The sequence below is a fragment of the Lactobacillus jensenii DSM 20557 genome, from assembly GCF_001436455.1.
Taxonomy (GTDB): Bacteria; Bacillota; Bacilli; order Lactobacillales; family Lactobacillaceae; genus Lactobacillus; species Lactobacillus jensenii.
The window spans coordinates 51,490-68,843 of sequence record NZ_AYYU01000005.1 but is presented as its reverse complement, the minus strand read 5'-3'; the positions used below and the strand labels follow the sequence as shown (position 1 = coordinate 68,843).

At 35.7% G+C, this 17,354-nt stretch carries 16 protein-coding genes; 15 read left to right on the top strand and 1 reads right to left on the bottom strand.

Annotated elements, in window-relative coordinates; all coding sequences use genetic code 11:
* Window positions 1-184: 184 nt before the first annotated feature.
* From citC to FC45_RS02505, 6 genes are all read left to right on the top strand, one after another.
* Window positions 185-1,240 carry a [citrate (pro-3S)-lyase] ligase gene (gene citC, locus FC45_RS02530; RefSeq protein ID WP_057706351.1) on the top strand — a complete coding sequence of 352 codons (1,056 nt, stop codon included), beginning with the start codon at window positions 185-187 and terminating at the stop codon, window positions 1,238-1,240.
* Entirely contained in the window at window positions 1,230-1,523 is a 294-nt protein-coding gene (citD, locus tag FC45_RS02525) for a citrate lyase acyl carrier protein (RefSeq protein WP_006584824.1), read from the top strand. The genes citC and citD overlap by 11 nt, the downstream gene beginning before the upstream one ends.
* On the top strand, window positions 1,524-2,438 hold the full coding sequence (gene citE / locus FC45_RS02520) for a citrate (pro-3S)-lyase subunit beta (RefSeq protein ID WP_006584823.1): 915 nt from the start codon (window positions 1,524-1,526) through the stop codon (window positions 2,436-2,438).
* Window positions 2,428-3,966: a citrate lyase subunit alpha gene (gene citF / locus FC45_RS02515; RefSeq protein ID WP_006584822.1), complete on the top strand. Its 1,539-nt coding sequence runs from the start codon at window positions 2,428-2,430 to the stop codon at window positions 3,964-3,966. Before citE ends, citF begins: the two co-directional genes overlap by 11 nt.
* Before the next feature lie 176 nt (window positions 3,967-4,142).
* Window positions 4,143-4,961 (top strand): triphosphoribosyl-dephospho-CoA synthase CitG, encoded by an 819-nt coding sequence (gene citG / locus FC45_RS02510; protein ID WP_006584821.1) that lies wholly within the window; start codon window positions 4,143-4,145, stop codon window positions 4,959-4,961.
* Complete coding sequence (locus FC45_RS02505; protein WP_006587877.1) at window positions 4,961-6,319, top strand: threonine/serine exporter family protein; 1,359 nt, start codon at window positions 4,961-4,963, stop codon at window positions 6,317-6,319. The genes citG and FC45_RS02505 overlap by 1 nt, the downstream gene beginning before the upstream one ends.
* A 74-nt stretch (window positions 6,320-6,393) precedes the next feature.
* On the opposite strand, the gene ybaK is transcribed toward FC45_RS02505, so the two are convergent.
* Window positions 6,394-6,900, bottom strand: a complete 507-nt coding sequence (ybaK, locus tag FC45_RS02500) for a Cys-tRNA(Pro) deacylase (RefSeq protein ID WP_006584819.1) — start codon at window positions 6,898-6,900, stop codon at window positions 6,394-6,396.
* Between the two features lie 65 nt (window positions 6,901-6,965).
* On the opposite strand from ybaK, the gene prmA reads away from it, so the two are divergent.
* From prmA to msrA, 9 genes are all read left to right on the top strand, one after another.
* Window positions 6,966-7,910 carry a 50S ribosomal protein L11 methyltransferase gene (gene prmA / locus FC45_RS02495; RefSeq protein ID WP_006587876.1) on the top strand — a complete coding sequence of 315 codons (945 nt, stop codon included), beginning with the start codon at window positions 6,966-6,968 and terminating at the stop codon, window positions 7,908-7,910.
* 44 nt (window positions 7,911-7,954) lie between these two features.
* A complete protein-coding gene (locus FC45_RS02490) occupies window positions 7,955-8,329 on the top strand; it encodes a hypothetical protein (RefSeq protein WP_006587875.1) in 375 nt (124 codons plus the stop codon).
* Between the two features lie 21 nt (window positions 8,330-8,350).
* A complete protein-coding gene (locus FC45_RS02485; RefSeq protein ID WP_006587874.1) occupies window positions 8,351-10,588 on the top strand; it encodes a RelA/SpoT family protein in 2,238 nt (745 codons plus the stop codon).
* Entirely contained in the window at window positions 10,588-11,028 is a 441-nt protein-coding gene (dtd, locus tag FC45_RS02480; protein ID WP_006587873.1) for a D-aminoacyl-tRNA deacylase, read from the top strand. The genes FC45_RS02485 and dtd overlap by 1 nt, the downstream gene beginning before the upstream one ends.
* 266 nt (window positions 11,029-11,294) lie before the next feature.
* Window positions 11,295-12,575, top strand: a complete 1,281-nt coding sequence (gene hisS / locus FC45_RS02475) for a histidine--tRNA ligase (RefSeq protein WP_006584817.1) — start codon at window positions 11,295-11,297, stop codon at window positions 12,573-12,575.
* A 17-nt stretch (window positions 12,576-12,592) separates the two neighbouring features.
* Window positions 12,593-14,425, top strand: a complete 1,833-nt coding sequence (gene aspS / locus FC45_RS02470; RefSeq protein ID WP_006584816.1) for an aspartate--tRNA ligase — start codon at window positions 12,593-12,595, stop codon at window positions 14,423-14,425.
* Window positions 14,426-14,672: 247 nt separating this feature from the next.
* Complete coding sequence (locus tag FC45_RS02465; RefSeq protein ID WP_006587872.1) at window positions 14,673-16,259, top strand: ATP-binding cassette domain-containing protein; 1,587 nt, start codon at window positions 14,673-14,675, stop codon at window positions 16,257-16,259.
* Window positions 16,260-16,340: 81 nt separating this feature from the next.
* Window positions 16,341-16,781 (top strand): peptide-methionine (R)-S-oxide reductase MsrB, encoded by a 441-nt coding sequence (gene msrB, locus FC45_RS02460; protein ID WP_006584814.1) that lies wholly within the window; start codon window positions 16,341-16,343, stop codon window positions 16,779-16,781.
* On the top strand, window positions 16,781-17,311 hold the full coding sequence (gene msrA / locus FC45_RS02455) for a peptide-methionine (S)-S-oxide reductase MsrA (protein ID WP_006584813.1): 531 nt from the start codon (window positions 16,781-16,783) through the stop codon (window positions 17,309-17,311). The genes msrB and msrA overlap by 1 nt, the downstream gene beginning before the upstream one ends.
* Window positions 17,312-17,354 lie beyond the last annotated feature (43 nt).

The window sequence follows — 17,354 nt, the reverse complement described above, 5'->3', positions numbered from 1 at the left end:
ACTTAATTTCTATTAGTTTCATTATAACGCTTATGGAGAAAAATTTTTTCTTGTAACTTTTTTAATTGTAACAGATATTTTTAATTTTTAAAAATATAAGGATTAATTTGAAATTTTTAAAATAAAGAATTATACTTACATTGTAACTTAGTTAATTGTTGCACAAGGGAAAGGAGGCAGCAGATTGGATAAAGTTGTTGATCTTTATCTAAGTGATCCAGCTACCAAACAACGCTGGATTAATTTCTTAGAAAAGTTAGATTTGCATAATTTTTCGGAAAGAGAAGTTGCCGTTATTGATCATACTTTAGGTCTGATTGATGAAGATGGTAATTTAGTTGGAACAGGAAGTGTTGCTGGCAACGTATTAAAGTATATTGCAGTTTGCAATAAAGATAGTGAACTAGGACAACGTTTTAATAAGATTGTTACGGCATTGAGCCAGTATCTTTTCACTCAACAAATTTTTCATATGTTTGTTTTTACCAAGGTGAAATATGCTGATAGTTTTAAGCATTTAGGTTTTAGTGAATTAGCTAGAACCGATGAGGCTGCTTTTTTAGAAAATGGTAGTCCTGATGTTCATGACTATTTGGCTTCTTTACCAAAGATTACAAATCAAGCAGAGAAAAAGGTTGCCGGAATTGTCATGAATGCAAATCCTTTTACCTTTGGCCACCGATACTTAGTCCAAAAGGCTAGCCAAGAAAATGACTTGGTTTATGTCTTTGTAGTAGCAACTGACATGTCATTGTTTAATTCAAAAGAGCGTTTTGAACTAGTTAAAAAGGGCTGTGCTGAATTTAAGAATGTCTATGTTGTCAGTGGCGATAGCTATATGGTATCGGCTGCAACTTTTCCTGCCTACTTTTTAAAGAGTGCTGATACTTTAATTGAAAATCAAACCACAATTGATGCAAGAGTCTTTAAAAATGTGATTGCACCTGTACTTTCAATTAAACATCGTTACGTTGGAACTGAACCTTTTTCTCATGCAACAAGCATCTATAATGATAGTTTAAAGCGTGAACTTGAACCAGGAATTAACTTACATTTAATCCCACGGCTTCAAAAAGGGGATACAACAGTTACAGCTACGAAGGTTCGACAATTAATTAAGATAGACGACCTTGCCGCTATCGAAGACTTGGTTCCGGCATCCACAGCGGAATTTATCAAAGCAAATAAAGAAGAATTACAAAAACGAATCCAGGAAGGAATGAAGATAGATGGAAATTAAGACAACAGCAGTAGCTGGTACTTTAGAATCATCTGACATTCAAATCATGATTATGAATGGTAGTAATGGAATTGAAATTACTCTTGAATCAGATGTTGCAAAAGCATATGGTGATCAAATTAGAAGTGTGATTACAGATACTTTGAAATCATTTGGCTTAACTAATGCCAAAGTTAAGGCCGTTGATAAAGGTGCCCTTGATTGTGTAATTAAGGCTCGTACTTTAGCTGCTGCTCAAAGAGCGACTCAAACCACAGATAAACCAGCATTGGAGGTGCTATAAATGACTTATATCAAGAATCGTTTACGTCGGACGATGATGTTCGTTCCAGGCAACAATCCAGCCATGATTAAGGATGCAGGCATTTATGGTGCTGACTCAATTATGCTTGACTTAGAAGACTCTGTTTCTTTAACTGAAAAAGATGCAGCTCGATTACTTGTTTATGAAGCAATTAAGACTGTTGACTTCGGTGGAAGTGAAGTTGTTGTTAGAATTAACGGCCAAGATACTCCATTTTATCAAGAAGACGTTAAGGCAATGGTAAAAGCCGGTGTTGACGTAATTCGTTTACCTAAGACTGAATCAGCAGACATGATCAAGAAGTTAATTGCTGATATGGAAAAGGCAGAAGAAGAATACGGTATTGAAAAAGGTTCAATTGGTGTTATGGCCGCTATTGAAAGTGCTAAGGGCGTTTTAAATGCACCAAGCATTGCAACTTCAACTGACTTAATGATGGGAATGGCCTTATCTGGTGAAGATTACACTTCAGATATGCACACTCACCGTTATCCAGATGGCCGTGAAATGGAATTTGCTCGTAACATGGTTTTACACTCATGTCGTGCTGCTGGAATCTACGCATTTGACTCAGTCTTCTCAAATATGAAAGATACTGAAGGCTTTTACCGTGAAACAAATTACATTCACCAACTTGGTTTTGATGGTAAGAGTTTGGTTAACCCAAGACAAATTCCAATGGTTAACAAGGTCTTTAACCCAACTAAAGAAGAGATTGAAAATGCAAAGAATGTCCAAAATGCTATTCGTGAAGCCCGTGCTAAAGGTAGCGGTGTTATTTCAATGAACGGTAAGATGGTTGATAAGCCAATCGTTGACAAGGCAAACAGAGTATTAGAAACTGCCAAAGCTTCTAACTTAATTGATGAGGAGGGCAACTACATTGGAGAATAGTATTAAACGCGAAATGCCAGCAGATGTTTTAGAAAAATTGAACTTAAAACCTTTTGAATCAGTTGAAATTGGTCATCCTGATGTCCAAAGAGTTGCACCTAAGGTTCACGTAACTGCTGGTGAAAACAAAGTTGTTGACTCAATTGAAGATGTTGTTAAAGCTACTTTGAAAGATGGAATGACTATTTCTTTCCACCACCACTTCAGAAATGGTGATTACGCTTTTAACAAGGTTATGGATGTGATTATCAAGTTAGGTTACAAAGACTTAACTTTAGCTCCATCATCATTAACTGGCGTTATGAATGATAAGGTTATTGAAGCTATTAAAAAAGGTGTCATTACTAACATTACTTCATCAGGGATGCGTGGTTCACTTGGTGACTTTGTTTCCCACGGTGGTTTGAAGAATCCTGTTATCTTCCGTTCACACGGTAACCGTGCTCGTTCAATTGAAGATGGCGAAATTAAGATTGATGTTGCCTTCTTAGGTGTACCAGTTTCTGACCCTGCAGGTAATGCCAATGGTCAAGATGGTAAGGCAGTCTTTGGTTCACTTGGTTATGCCTTAATGGATGCTCAATATGCTGACAAGGTTGTTTTATTAACTGATAATGTTGTCCCATATCCAAACACCCCAGCATCAATTAAGCAAACTCAAGTTGATTACGTTGTCAAAGTTGATGAAATTGGTGACCCAGACAAGATTGGCTCAGGTGCTACTCGTTTCACTAAAGATCCTAAGGAATTAATGATTGCTCAAATGGTTAATGATGTAATTGTTAACTCACCATACTTTAAGCAAGGGTTCTCATTCCAAACCGGTTCAGGTGGTGCTGCTCTTGCCGTAACTAGATACTTACGTGAATCAATGCTTGATAAGGGTATTACTGCATCATTTGCCTTAGGTGGTATTACTAAGCCAACTTGTGACTTGCTTGAAGAAGGTTTAGTCAAGAAAGTTATGGATGTGCAAGACTTTGACAAGGGTGCTGCAGCTTCTATGGCTAAGAACCGTGATCAACAAGAAATTGATGCTTCATGGTATGCTGATCCTCACAACAAGGGTGCAGTTGTAAACAACTTAGACGTTGCTATTTTGTCTGCTCTTCAAATCGACACTAACTTCCACGTTAATGTTATGACTGGTTCAGATGGTGTTATCCGTGGTGCAATTGGTGGTCACCAAGATGCTGCTAACGCTAAGATGACAATTATTACAGCTCCATTAGTTAGAGGTAGAAATGCAACAGTTGTTAAGAATGTTGAAACTGTTGTAACACCTGGTGACTCAATTGATGTTGTTGTAACTGAAAGAGGAGTTGCCGTTAACCCTAAGCGTCAAGACTTAATTGACTGCTTCAAGAAGGTACCAAGCATTCACTTAGTAACTATGGATGAATTACAAGAACTTGCTGAAAAACAAGTGGGAACGCCAAAGAAACTTGAATATACTGACAGAACAGTTGCTGTCATTGAATATCGTGATGGAACTGTAATTGATACTATTAAAGAAGTTAAAGATTAAGCTTGCATCATATAGAAAAATATTTTACAATGCTTAATATTGAAAATAATTAAATATCCGTACAGAAATAGGCCTATCATAGGCCTATTTTTTTATTACTATAATTATTTTTAAAATATATGCTGAGCGAAATATGTTAAAATGATAAAGTTATTGAGTAGAGAGAAGGGATGCAAGTGAAATATCCACATGCTGATTTGGCCATAAAGGCATTACTCTATGAAGTAGTAACTTGGCCAAAGCCGGGATTAGTTGATCCAGTTACTCATAGCTCGCATCCTGATATGGATGTTTATACCTTTATTGATAGTAGCTTGAGTTTACGTACTTATTTTGAAAATGCAGAAGATTTGGGTCGTAGATATAATGGAAAACTATCAAATTTGTTTGAACAGCTTCGTATTCTTGGAATACAAGCTGAGAAAGAAATGTTTGCTAGCACTAAAGGTATAAATACTCATAAAGGGGCAGTTTTCTCATTAGGGATTTTTGTTTGTGCTTATAGTTATTCAATAAGTAATAATTGCGATGTTTTTAAAACTATTCAGAAAATGACGCATGGCTTAGTTGAACATGACTTAGCAAATGTAAAAGTCCCTAAGACTGCAGGTGAAATTGAATATCAAAAATATGGCAAGGCTGGTATTCGTGGGCAGGCTGAAGCGGGATATCCAATAATTAGTAAAATAGCTCTTCCTTTTTTGAAACAGACTACAGGTTCTCTTAATGAGAGGTTAATTGATACCTTGATGAAAATTGCAACTGTAACAGAGGATTCAAACTTTATTAAGCGAGCAGGAGATTTAGATAAATTAACTGAGTTAAAAAAATGGAGCCAACATTTTCTTGATTTGGGTGGAGCAAAAAATAATAAGGCTTTAGCCTATTTGAAAAATCTTGACAACCTTTTTTCTGAAAGAAACTACAGTCTAGGTGGCTGTGCTGATTTATTAATCATAACGATTTTTGTGGCCTTGGAAGAAGGTATAATTTAATGGTAAAGGAAATGGATAAAGTAGATATGGGACACCATTTATCGAATTCTCACCATATGAAAATACAATGGGAAGAATTCTTTAAGAGTAAGGATGAAACACTAGCCAAAAAGGCAACCCTTGTAGAAAAAGCAAGTATTGTTGGACGAGTTGGATTAATGATTTTAAGTTGTGGGACTGGATCTTGGAGAGTGCGTGATTCAATGAATACAATAGCTCGTGCATTAGATATTACTTGTTCAGCTGATATTGGATTACTAACAATCGATTGCACTTGTTTTGATGTTAACAACCAATCTTACAGTCAAACCCTAACTCTTCCAGCAACCGGGGTTAATATGACCAAGCTTAATGAATTGGAACGTTTTGTTAGACAATTCGAAGCAGGGGATGGAAATTGGAATATTGGTCAAATTCACCGCCGATTAGGAGAAATCGAGCATTTAAAGAGCCGATATACTCCTGCGATTGCTGGTCTAGCTGCTGCAATTGCCTGTGCAGGATTTATTTTCTTACTAGGTGGAGGCTTACCTGAAATAATTTGTGCTTTCTTTGGTGCAGGTTGTGGGAACTACACACGAATGAAGATGGGACAAAAGCATATTACAATGGTTGCCAAGGTTGCGACCGCAGTTTTTGTGGCTTGTGTAACTTATTTCTTGGCCTTTCAGCTATTACACTTTATTTTTGATATTCGTTCTAGTCATATTTTTGGATATATTGGTTCAATGCTTTTTGTAATTCCTGGTTTTCCATTTATTACAGCAGGGCTTGACTTGTCTAAATTAGATATGCGATCAGGACTTGAAAGAATGGCTTATGCGCTATTAATTATTATTGTGGCAACGACTGTAGGTTGGGCAACTGCTTTGTTAATTGGAATTCATCCTGGAGATATGACAAAATTAGGTCTAACACCAATTAATTTAACGATTTTTAGATTAATTGCTAGTTTTTGTGGTGTATTTGGCTTTAGCTTGATGTTCAATTCTAAAATTAATTATGCCGCTTTAACAGCTGTGATTGGCGCTATCTCGAATACTTTACGATTGAGCTTGGTTGATTATGGTCATATGCCACCTGCCCTAGCCGCATTTGTTGGCGTATTGCTTTCAGGACTATTAGCTTCATTTATTCGTGAAAAAGTTGGTTATCCACGAATAGCTATTACTGTGCCATCAGTTGTTATCATGGTTCCTGGACTTTATATGTATCGGGCAGTTTTCAATTTAGGCTTGACCCGGATAAGTTTAGGTGCATATTGGGCTACTGAAGCAATTATGATTGTTATTGCTTTGCCACTTGGCTTAATTGCTGCAAGAATTTTGACAGACAGCAAGTGGCGTCATGCCTCATAAAATTAAAGACTATTAAAAAAACAAGAGTTTATCTTCACGATAACTCTTGTTTTTCTTATATTAGATATTAGTGATTATTTTTCTAGCAAATCACCAAATGTCCCTTCAACTACTTTTTGTAAGTCGAGAGGATTTAATTGGACACTTCGGCCTACTTTACCTGATGAAACAATAATCTTATCTTCATTTTTCATGCTATTATCAAGAAATATTGGATAATGGTCATTAAAATGAATACCAATAGGAGTGTTGGCCCCATGGACATATCCAGTTGTCTTTTCCAACTTTTTAAGTGGTAACATTTCGCATTTTTTATTACCTGAAACTTTAGCTAATTTTTTAAGATCTAAATGTTCAGTAATAGGTAAAACAGCGACAAGTGGGCCAGTTTTATTGCCATCACAAGCGAGCGTTTTGTAGACCAGACGTTGGTCTTGTTCTAAAATAGAAGTATCCATTTGAAAGACACCATGCTCTTCATGGGTTTCAAATTCTTTTTGCTCGTATGGGACTTTTTCTCGATCGAGAATTTTTTCAACTAATGTTTTTTCAAGTTTATCTTTTTTACGTTTCTTTGACATTTTTATCACCTTTACCATCATATCATGGTCAAACGTAGTGTCAAAAATAGAATGGAGTCTGATTAATGAAATTATTATTGATAAAATTACAAACTAGTCATGAAATTGAAGATGCTTTAACTTATTTTAGCCAAGAAGAAGTTAAGGCATTAGGGGTAGAAGCTAGAAAACGTAGTGATTTTGAACAAGCTGGCTGGGCAAATGATTCTACTGTAGTCGACTTTAATGATATAGAAAACTTACCCGAAGATATGGAATTCATAGCTTATTTTGATCAAGAACGTGACCCTGATGATTTGATTAAACAATATAAAAGCAAGTTGGCAGAACTAGAATCTTACGGCCTTGATACTGGTAAAAAAGAGATTAGCTATGACTATGTCCAAGATGAAGATTGGAACAAGGTCTGGCAAAAATATTATCATGTCCTTAATTTCTCTCGTCATTTAGCAATTGTTCCTGAATGGGAAAATTATCAACCTGAATTTCCTGACCAAAAAGTTATTACATTAGATCCAGGTCTTGCATTTGGTACAGGAGGACATACTACAACTCAATTGGTTATGATGGCGCTTGAACGCAGTCTAACAAAGCCGGTTAAGGTCCTAGATGTGGGGACTGGTTCAGGAATTTTAGCGATTGCTGCCAGCAAATTAGGTGCTAAGAGTGTTCTTGCAACTGATATTTCTGATGAAGCTGTAACAGCAGCTAATGAAAATATTGCCCTTAATAAGTTAAATAATATTGAAGTCATAAAGGCGAACTTATTAAAAGACGTAGATGGTAAATTTGATTTAATTTTAGCTAATATTTTAGCAGAAATTTTGTTTGACTTAATTCCTGATTTGGATAAGCATCTTGCTCCAAATGGTAAAGTTATTTTTTCAGGAATTGATTATTTACAAGCTGAAAAAGTCAAGCAGCGCTTAGCCGATAACGGATTCTCTGTAAAAACTACTATGCAAGAAGGACGCTGGGTTTGTCTCTTAATTGAGCGTAAGCCTGATTAAAGTGCTAGAATTAAAAGAAATTATGACAGAAAGAGTTGGATATTATGGCAAAATTACAGCTGGCCAAAAATAAAATATTAGAAACAAGCTGGATAAAAAAGTTAAATAATTATTCATTTATGCCAGTGATTTGGTGGACTTTATTATTAGTTCTTTTGGCATATGGATCAAGTTTATTAAAAATAAAACTGACTTGGCGCGTAGGCTTCATTTTCATTGTTTTGAATAGCTTAATTAGTTACCAAGTGGGTAAGGTAATTACTGATAGAAATCTTAGAAAATATTGGCTATTATTTTTACCAATTGTATTCTTATTAGTTGTATTATCACGATATGCTAAGTATAATTTAGTTTTAATTGTTGTTTATTTAATTATGGAATTTTTTGGCTCATTAAAGGGCAATCTTTATAAAAACTAAATTTTGGAGTAGGTGAGTAAGATGTCTAAATACATTGAAATGACTCATGAAGAGGTTATCTCTGCATGTAAAAAGTATATGAATAAAGAACAACTTGCTTTTGTAGAAAAGGCATATGAATACGCAGAAAAGGCCCATTCGGGTCAAAAAAGAGCAAGTGGACAACCATATATTATTCACCCAACTCAAGTTGCTGGGACAGTCGCAAATTTAGGGTTAGATCCAGACACAGTTGCCGCTGGATTTTTACATGATACAGTTGAAGATACTCCCGTAACCAATGATGATATTAAGCGTGAATTCGGCGAGGATGTTGCATTTATTGTTGATGGTGTAACTAAACTTAACAAGTATGAATATAAGTCACATGAAGAATTTCTTGCTGAAAATCACCGTAAAATGTTGATTGCAATGGCACAGGATTTGCGGGTAATTATGGTTAAGTTGGCAGATCGCTTGCATAATATGCATACCCTTGACCATTTGCGTCCAGATAAGCAACGCCGAATTGCTTCAGAAACTTTAGATATTTATGCTCCTCTTGCTGACCGGTTAGGTATCGGGACAATTAAGTGGGAACTTGAAGATATGAGTTTGCACTATCTAAATCCTGAAGCTTATTACAATATTGTTAACCAGATGAATTCTAAGCGTAGCGAACGTGAAGGATATATTGATACTGCAATAACATATTTAAAAGATACCTTAGATGGCTTGCATATTAAATATGATATTTATGGCCGCCCAAAACATATCTATTCCATCTATAAAAAGATGGTTAATAAACATAAAGATTTTAGTGAAATTTTTGATTTATTGGCTGTCCGAGTAATTGTCCAAAATGTCCGCGATTGTTATGCAGTACTTGGGGCTGTTCATACTAAATGGAAGCCAATGCCGGGAAGATTTAAAGACTATATTGCCGTTCCTAAGGCCAATGGTTATCAATCACTTCATACCACAATTATTGGCCCAGGTGGTAAGCCACTTGAAATTCAGATTAGAACCCAGCAAATGCATGAAGTTGCTGAATATGGGGTTGCTGCACACTGGGCTTATAAAAAAGGTGATACTCAGGCAGTTGAAGCTACAAGTGCTGGTCGAAAACTTGATATGTTCCGAGAAATTTTGGAATTAAAAGATGAAACTAGTAACGCTGATGAGTTTATGAAGAGTGTAAAATCTGATATTTTTTCTGATTCAGTTTATGTCTTTACTCCAAAAGGAGATGTTTATGAATTAGCAAAAGGATCAGTTCCACTTGATTTTGCTTATGCAATTCATACGCAAGTTGGTAGTCATGCTGTTGGGGCAAAAGTAAATGACAAGTTAGTCCCACTTGATTACCGCCTAAAAAATGGTGATGTCGTTTCGATCTTAACCCAGTCTAATGCAGAACCATCTCCTGACTGGATTCATATGGTTAAAACTTCTCGGGCACGTAACAAGATTAGACGTTTTCTTAAAGAACAACGTAAAGATGAAAATATTGAAAAAGGTCGTAATGACGTCGCTAACTTACTTAGAGAGCGTGGCTTGAGTGCTAAGGAATACCTTGACAAAGACCACATTCAAAAGCTACTTAATCAATTAAACTATCATTCTGAAGATGAAATGTTCTCTCAAGTTGGTTATGGGGAAGTTTCTGCGATTGGAATTGTTAATCGTTTAACAGAAGATTTACGTAAAGAAGAAGAAAATAAAAAGCAAAAAGAATTAGAAGAAAAAATTCTTAATGCTGGTCAAACTACTACTGAGGAAACAAAGAATATTACTCCGAATCGTGCAGTTATGCATGTGAAGCACAATAATGGTGTTGTTATTCAAGGCGTTAGTGACTTGATGCTTCATTTAGCTAAATGCTGTAATCCGGTTCCTGGGGATGAAATTATTGGCTATGTCACTAAGGGTAGAGGAGTTACAATTCACCGGACTGATTGCCGTAACGTAACTGATGAAGCAGCTAAAGAAGGTCGCTTAATTGACGTTGATTGGGAAAATGTTGGCGAACGTACAGAAACCTTTAACGCCAATATTGAAATTTTCGGTTATAACCGCTCTAGTTTACTTAGTGATGTAATTAATAAGTTGAACAGTCTAACTAAAAATATTAAGAATATCTCTGGTAAAGTAAATGAAGAAAATATTGCGCATATTTACGTTACTATTACCGTTAAAGATTCTCAGCAATTAAATGAAGCATTGAGTCGCTTGCGTGATATACCAGATGTATATTCAACTAAGAGGTCAGATAATTAATGCGAGTTGTAATTCAAAGAGTAAATCATGCACAAGTTGCAATTGATAATGAAGTTGTTGGAAAAATCAAGAAAGGCTTTTTGCTTTTAGTTGGTATTGGCCAAGATGATAATGAAGAAGTAGTTGCTAAAGCTGCTCAAAAAATTGCCAAGATGCGAATTTTTGAAGATGAAGCTGGTAAAACTAACTTGAGTTTAGCTGATGTAAATGGTGAAATTCTCAGCGTTAGTCAATTTACCTTGTTAGCAGATACAAAAAAAGGTAATCGTCCAAGCTTTGTTAAGGCAATGCGCCCACCAAAGGCTGATGAATTGTGGCAAGAGTTTAATCATGAACTTGAAAAAATTGGCTTTCATGTTGAAACTGGTCATTTTGGAGCTGATATGAAGGTTGAACTTGAAAATGATGGCCCTTTCACTATTGTTTTGGACCTTGATTAGTATTGACTTTAAGCGCAGAAAAAAGTAAGCTATAAAAGAATTATCAATGACGAAGAATTGAAGATTGAAACTTATTTTCAGAGAGTGTCCGTTTTGGTGCAAGGACATAGAGTAGCAATCTGTGACCCCTTTAGCAGATAATGGTTCGTGTGGCGAGCGTTAATCGTAGCAAGCAAAAGGTGGTACCGTGCTATTTGAGCGCCCTTGGATTTATTTCCAGGCGCTCTTTTTATTTATCAAATTTAATTATAAAAAGGGTGTAGTTAATGAAGGTACAAAAGCCAAAAGGTACAGTTGATATTTTGCCTGATGTTTCAGGTAATTGGGAAAAAGTTGAACAAATTGCACGTGACTTTTTCAAACAAGCAAACTATCGTGAAATCAGAACTCCTAGCTTTGAAAGCTACGAAGTCTTCTCACGCTCATCTGGTGAGACTAGTGACGTGGTTGAAAAAGAAATGTACGACTTTAACGACAAAGGTGGTCGTCACATTGCCTTGCGTCCTGAAGGAACTGCTGGTGTAGTTCGTTCATACGTTGAAAACAAAATGTATGGTCCTGATGTAGTTAAGCCATTTAATGTTTACTACATTGAATCAATGTTTAGATATGAACGTCCACAAGCTGGTCGTCAACGTGAATTCCACCAAATTGGTTGCGAAAGCTTTGGTTCAAACAATCCATTAGCTGATATTGAAACCATCATGATGGGAAATGACTTATTAAATAAGCTTGGTGTAAAGAATTTTGAACTTCACATTAACTCATTAGGTAATGAAGTAGTTCGTAAGGCCTACCACGATGCCTTGATTAATTACTTTACCCCAGTTAAAGATCAATTATCTGAAGATTCACAAAGAAGATTGATGAAGAATCCATTGAGAATTCTTGATTCAAAAGAAGAACAAGATAAGCAATTCTTGCCAGATGCACCAAGAATTGTCGATTACTTAGATGATGAATCAAAAGCGAACTTTAAGTTCATCACCGATGCATTAGATAAGCTTGGAATTAAGTATGTTTTAGATGATGATTTAGTTCGTGGGCTTGACTATTACACTGGCGTTATTTTTGAATTTATGGTAGCTGATACAGATTTATGGGCTTCACCAACAACTGTTTTAGGTGGTGGTAGATACAACCACTTAGTTGAAGAATTCGGTGGCCCAGAAACACCAGCTGTTGGTTTTGGGATTGGTGAAGAACGCTTGATGCTTGTTCTTGAAAAGCAAAATCCAGAATTATTTGCGGATAGTGGAATTGACTTCTTTATCACTAATATTGGTGAAGGTACAGCTTTAAAAAGTGTTGAACTTGCTCGTAAGTTGCGTGCTCAAGGTCAAAGAGTTCAATATGACGTTGACCAAAAGAAGCTTAAGAACCAATTCAAGAAGGCTGATCGTGTTCATGCTGAATTTGTTATCACTTTAGGTGAAAAAGAACTTGCCGAAGGAAATGTTTCAATCAAGCGTTTAGCCGACGGCAAGCAAATCAAGCTTAGCTGGGATGAAATGAATAATATTAGCGAAGCTATGAAAAATTTTTAGGGAGATAAATACTAACGATGGACAAGAGAACTGATTATTGTGGTAATATTACCAGCCAATATTTAGATCAAGAAGTAACTTTGTACGGCTGGGTACAAAGAGTTCGTAACTTGGGTAACCTAATCTTTATCGATTTACGTGACCGTGAAGGTATCGTTCAAGTTGTGGTTAACCATGAATCTGGTAAAGATTTAATGGATAAAGCTGACAGCTTAGGTAATGAATACGTTATCGAAGTTAAGGGTAAGGTTGTTAAGAGAAGCAGTGTTAACCCTGAAATGAAGACTGGTGAAGTTGAAGTTGATGCAACTACTATTACTGTTTTAAATGAAGCAAAGAACCCTCCATTTGAAATCAAGGATGACTTAAACGCTAACGAACAAACTAAGCTTAAGTACCGTTATCTTGACTTACGTCGTTCAACTTTACAAAGAGCTTTAATTACTCGTTCAAAGATTACTACTGCTGTGCACGAATTCTTTGATAGTGAAGGTTTCATTGATATTGAAACTCCTGACTTAGGTAAGTCAACTCCAGAAGGTGCACGTGACTACTTAGTTCCATCACGTGTTTACCCAGGTAGTTTTTATGCATTACCACAATCACCTCAATTGTTTAAGCAATTATTAATGGGTGCTGGCTTTGACAAATACTACCAAATTGCTCGTTGTTTCCGTGACGAAGACTTACGTGGAGACCGTCAACCAGAATTTACTCAAATCGATATGGAAACTTCATTCCTTGATGAAAAGGGTGTTCAAGACATTACTGAACGTCTTTTACAAAAGGTTATGCACGATGTTAAAGGCGTAGATATCAAGTTGCCACTTCCAAGAATTACTTGGAACGATGCTATGAACTACTATGGTAGCGACAAACCTGATATGCGTTTTGATATGAAGATTCAAGACTTAAATGAAGTCTTCAAAGATTCTGACTTTAAGGTCTTCTCAGGGGCTATTGCTGATGGAGGCTTTGTTAAGGCAATCGCTGTTGAAGGCGGAGCAAAGGCATACAGCCGTAAGAAGATTGAAGAAAAGCAAGAATACATCAAGCGTTTCCACGCTAAGGGCTTGGCTTGGGCTAAGTTTGAAGATGGTGAATTCTCAGGTCCAGTTAGCCGCTTTATTACTGACAGTGAAGCTGAACAACTTAAGAAGATTTATAACTTGAAGGGTGGAGAATTATTACTCTTCGTTGCTGACAAGTGGAAGGTATGTTGTGATGCTTTAGGTTACTTAAGACGTTCAATTGCAATTGAACTTAACATGGTATCTAAGGATGATTACCACTTTGAATGGGTAGTTGATTGGCCATTATTTGAATATGATGAAGGTGACGACCAATGGATTGCAGCTCACCACCCATTCACTATGCCAGATGATGAAGGTATTAAGCTTCTTGAAACTGAACCTCACAAGGCTCACGCAAGAAGTTACGACATTATCTTAAACGGTTACGAACTTGGTGGTGGTTCAATCCGTATCCACAAGAAGGATATTCAACTTAAGATGCTTAAGGCTCTTGGCTTTACTAAGGAAAAGGCCTATGAACAATTTGGCTTCTTACTTGATGCTTTAGACATGGGGTTCCCACCACATGCAGGTTTAGCAATTGGTCTTGATAGATTTGCAATGCTCTTAACTGGTAAGGATAACATTCGTGACGTTATTGCCTTCCCTAAGACTGCAAGTGCAAGTGAACCAATGATGAAGGCTCCATCTCCAGTTTCAGATGAACAAATGGCTGAACTTGGTATTGAAGTTACTGCTTCTGCAAGAAGTGTTCGTGACGATAACCAAAAGGAACTTGAAAAAGAAGCTGAAGCTGACATCAAGGATCATGAATAATTAAGAAAATAGTCTAGTTCGAAATAGAACTAGGCTATTTTTTATATCTTTTTGAAAATGTTTAGAATTGAGTTCAAACTTTTAGAAAAAATGCCTAAAGTTTAAAGTTGAGTTCAAACTTTCGGTGAAATATCGAAAAATTTGAAATTGAGTTAAAACTTTTTTAGAATCAAGCTATTTTCTTTGTATGAATAGGATTTGAGATAGTAAAATTTAAGTAGGGATGCATGTAAAAAAAGGGGGTAGTATGAATACTTCATTGAAATATGCACCAAAGTGGAAGTTGTTTCTATATACATTCTTAGCAATTATTAGTTCTCTTGGTAATGTTGTTATAGCTTACGTAACAAAAGTTATGTTAAATTCAGCTCAAAATCATCAAGGATCAGTGCAATTACTTGTTGTGACAGCTACAATTGGTTCACTTACATTAATTGCAATTATGTTTATCAACTTCGGATTTCGGTATTTAAAAAACGATATTGTTCAAGATATCAATCTGAATTTAAAGAAGCATATTGTGACTTATTTGATTTATAATCAAAAAGATTCTCAAAAAGATGGCATGAGTTTGCTGACGAATAACATGAAGCAAGTGGAAACTGCGAAAATTCAAAATGAATTATTAGTTATTTATCAAGGGATAACTTTCATCATTGCTGTTTCTGTTGGCTTAATAAATTCTTGGCTTTTGACTTTAATTTTCATGGTTACCACCTTAATTCCAGGTTTCATTCAGAAGTTCTTTACTAAGAATATTCAAGAAAAATCAAAAATCTGGGAAGATAATAATGCTATTTACACACAAAAGGTAAGCGATGGTTTAAACGGTGCTAAAACTGTTGCTCTTTATGATGTACAACCAGTTTTGATTAAGAAAATTATTAATAGTGCGTCCAATATGGAAGTTGCTCTCAAAAAATTTAATTATACGCAAGGAGCAGTAGGTGAACTAATTTTAGCTATTGCTAATGTTTTCAGCTTTATTATTCCATTTTTGATTGGGGCTATTTTGATGTTCAATAATCAAATTGGTGCTGGCACATTGGTAATGATAATTCAACTTTCAAATGACTTTATCAATCCTGTAGTTGATATTTTTCAAAGGTATAACGCTATTAAATCAACTGATTCTATTTGGAGTAAAGTCAGTGAAGCACTTAACTTTAAGATCGATGACAGTGTAAATGAAGCAATATCAGATTTCAATTCATTGAAAGTATCAAACCTTTCTTATGAAGTGCCAAATAAACAATTGTTTGACAATGTTAATTTTGACGTTAAACCTAAAGATAAAGTTTTGTTAATGGCTCCAAGTGGTTGGGGAAAGACAACATTACTGAGTATCCTGTTAGGCAGAATTGCACCAAGTTCAGGTAAAGTTGAAATTAATCAAGTAGATGAGACTGGAAACTGGAAAAAGTTACATTCGTACTTTTCATATATTAACCAAAAACCATTTATTTTTGATGATAGCTTAGAATACAACATTACATTGGGGAGAAAGGTTAGCTCAGAAAAATTAAACTATGTGATTAATCAAGCTGGCTTAAAAGACCTGATTGAAGAAAAAGGCTTAAATTATCAAGTGGGGGAAAAGGGTAATAAGTTATCAGGTGGACAAATTCAGAGAATTGAAATTGCGAGAGCTTTATTAGCTGAAAGACCAATCATTTTAGCTGACGAAGCTACCAGTTCACTTGACCCAGAATTATCTTTAGCAATTCACAAGACAATTTTAGAGCAAAATCAATCTGCTGTAATTGAAGTTGCGCATAAGGTTACTGACGAAGAACGAGCAATGTTTACGAAGATTGTTAAATTCAGCAAATAAAATACCAAAGATCAAGATGAGCAAAATCTTGGTCTTTTTTGTTCCTTTTGAGTATCCTACTATATAAAAGGAAGTGTTCTTATGGATTTAAATGAAAAACAAGCTGCATTGAAAAAGCTAAGTAAAGAGCAATATGAAGTTACGCAACATGCTGCTACAGAATATCCATTCTCTGGTAAATATGATGATTTCTTTGAAGAAGGAATCTATGTAGATGTTGTTAGCGGTGAGCCACTTTTTTCTAGTTTAGATAAGTATAATTCTGGTTGTGGCTGGCCCGCATTCACTAAGCCAATTGAAAAGGTAGTGTACAAACGCGACAGTAGCCACAACATGGAGCGAACTGAGGTAAGAAGTAAAGATGCTGATTCTCACTTAGGGCATGTGTTTAATGATGGTCCAATTGATCAAGGTGGAATGCGTTACTGCATTAATTCGGCTGCTTTGCGTTTTATCCCTAAGGCTGACTTAGAAAAAGAAGGTTACGGCAAGTATTTAGCTTTATTTGAAGGAGCAAAATAATGGCAGAATATAAGAAAGCAATTTTTGCAGGTGGTTGTTTTTGGTGCATGGTTCAACCATTTGACACTTTACCTGGAGTTAAGAGTGTAATTTCTGGTTATACTGGTGGCCATAAAGAAAATCCAACTTATGAAGAAGTATGTAGCCACACAACTGGTCACTTAGAGACAGTTGAGATTACTTATGACCCAGATAAGATGTCCTATGAAAAGCTCTTATCATATTATTGGCAGGTAGTTGACCCTACTGATGAAATGGGCCAATTCCAAGATCGTGGTGAAACTTATCGTCCAGTAATTTACTATAATGATGAAACTGAAAAAGCTTTAGCTGAAAAGTCTAAACAAGAATTAGCTGATTCTGGAAAATTTGATAAGCCAATTGTTGTCGCAATTGAACCAGTGCAAAAGTTCTGGCCAGCAGAAGATTATCACCAATACTTCTACCAAAAGAATCCACTTCGATACATGATGGAAGAAGCTGGTGGTAGAGCAGACTTCATTGAAAAGCACTGGTCAAAAAATAATTAATAAAATATATAAATAACAAACAAAATCCTTCTAAATTTGGTAA

Coding starts and splice junctions, on each gene's coding strand:
- citD (WP_006584824.1), top strand. CDS start 1,230: ATGGAAATTAAGACAACAGCAGTAGCTGGTACTTTAGAATCATCTGAC.
- citE (WP_006584823.1), top strand. CDS start 1,524: ATGACTTATATCAAGAATCGTTTACGTCGGACGATGATGTTCGTTCCA.
- FC45_RS02505 (WP_006587877.1), top strand. CDS start 4,961: ATGGTAAAGGAAATGGATAAAGTAGATATGGGACACCATTTATCGAAT.
- ybaK (WP_006584819.1), bottom strand. CDS start 6,900: ATGTCAAAGAAACGTAAAAAAGATAAACTTGAAAAAACATTAGTTGAA.
- prmA (WP_006587876.1), top strand. CDS start 6,966: ATGAAATTATTATTGATAAAATTACAAACTAGTCATGAAATTGAAGAT.
- FC45_RS02490 (WP_006587875.1), top strand. CDS start 7,955: ATGGCAAAATTACAGCTGGCCAAAAATAAAATATTAGAAACAAGCTGG.
- FC45_RS02485 (WP_006587874.1), top strand. CDS start 8,351: ATGTCTAAATACATTGAAATGACTCATGAAGAGGTTATCTCTGCATGT.
- dtd (WP_006587873.1), top strand. CDS start 10,588: ATGCGAGTTGTAATTCAAAGAGTAAATCATGCACAAGTTGCAATTGAT.
- hisS (WP_006584817.1), top strand. CDS start 11,295: ATGAAGGTACAAAAGCCAAAAGGTACAGTTGATATTTTGCCTGATGTT.
- aspS (WP_006584816.1), top strand. CDS start 12,593: ATGGACAAGAGAACTGATTATTGTGGTAATATTACCAGCCAATATTTA.
- FC45_RS02465 (WP_006587872.1), top strand. CDS start 14,673: ATGAATACTTCATTGAAATATGCACCAAAGTGGAAGTTGTTTCTATAT.
- msrB (WP_006584814.1), top strand. CDS start 16,341: ATGGATTTAAATGAAAAACAAGCTGCATTGAAAAAGCTAAGTAAAGAG.
- msrA (WP_006584813.1), top strand. CDS start 16,781: ATGGCAGAATATAAGAAAGCAATTTTTGCAGGTGGTTGTTTTTGGTGC.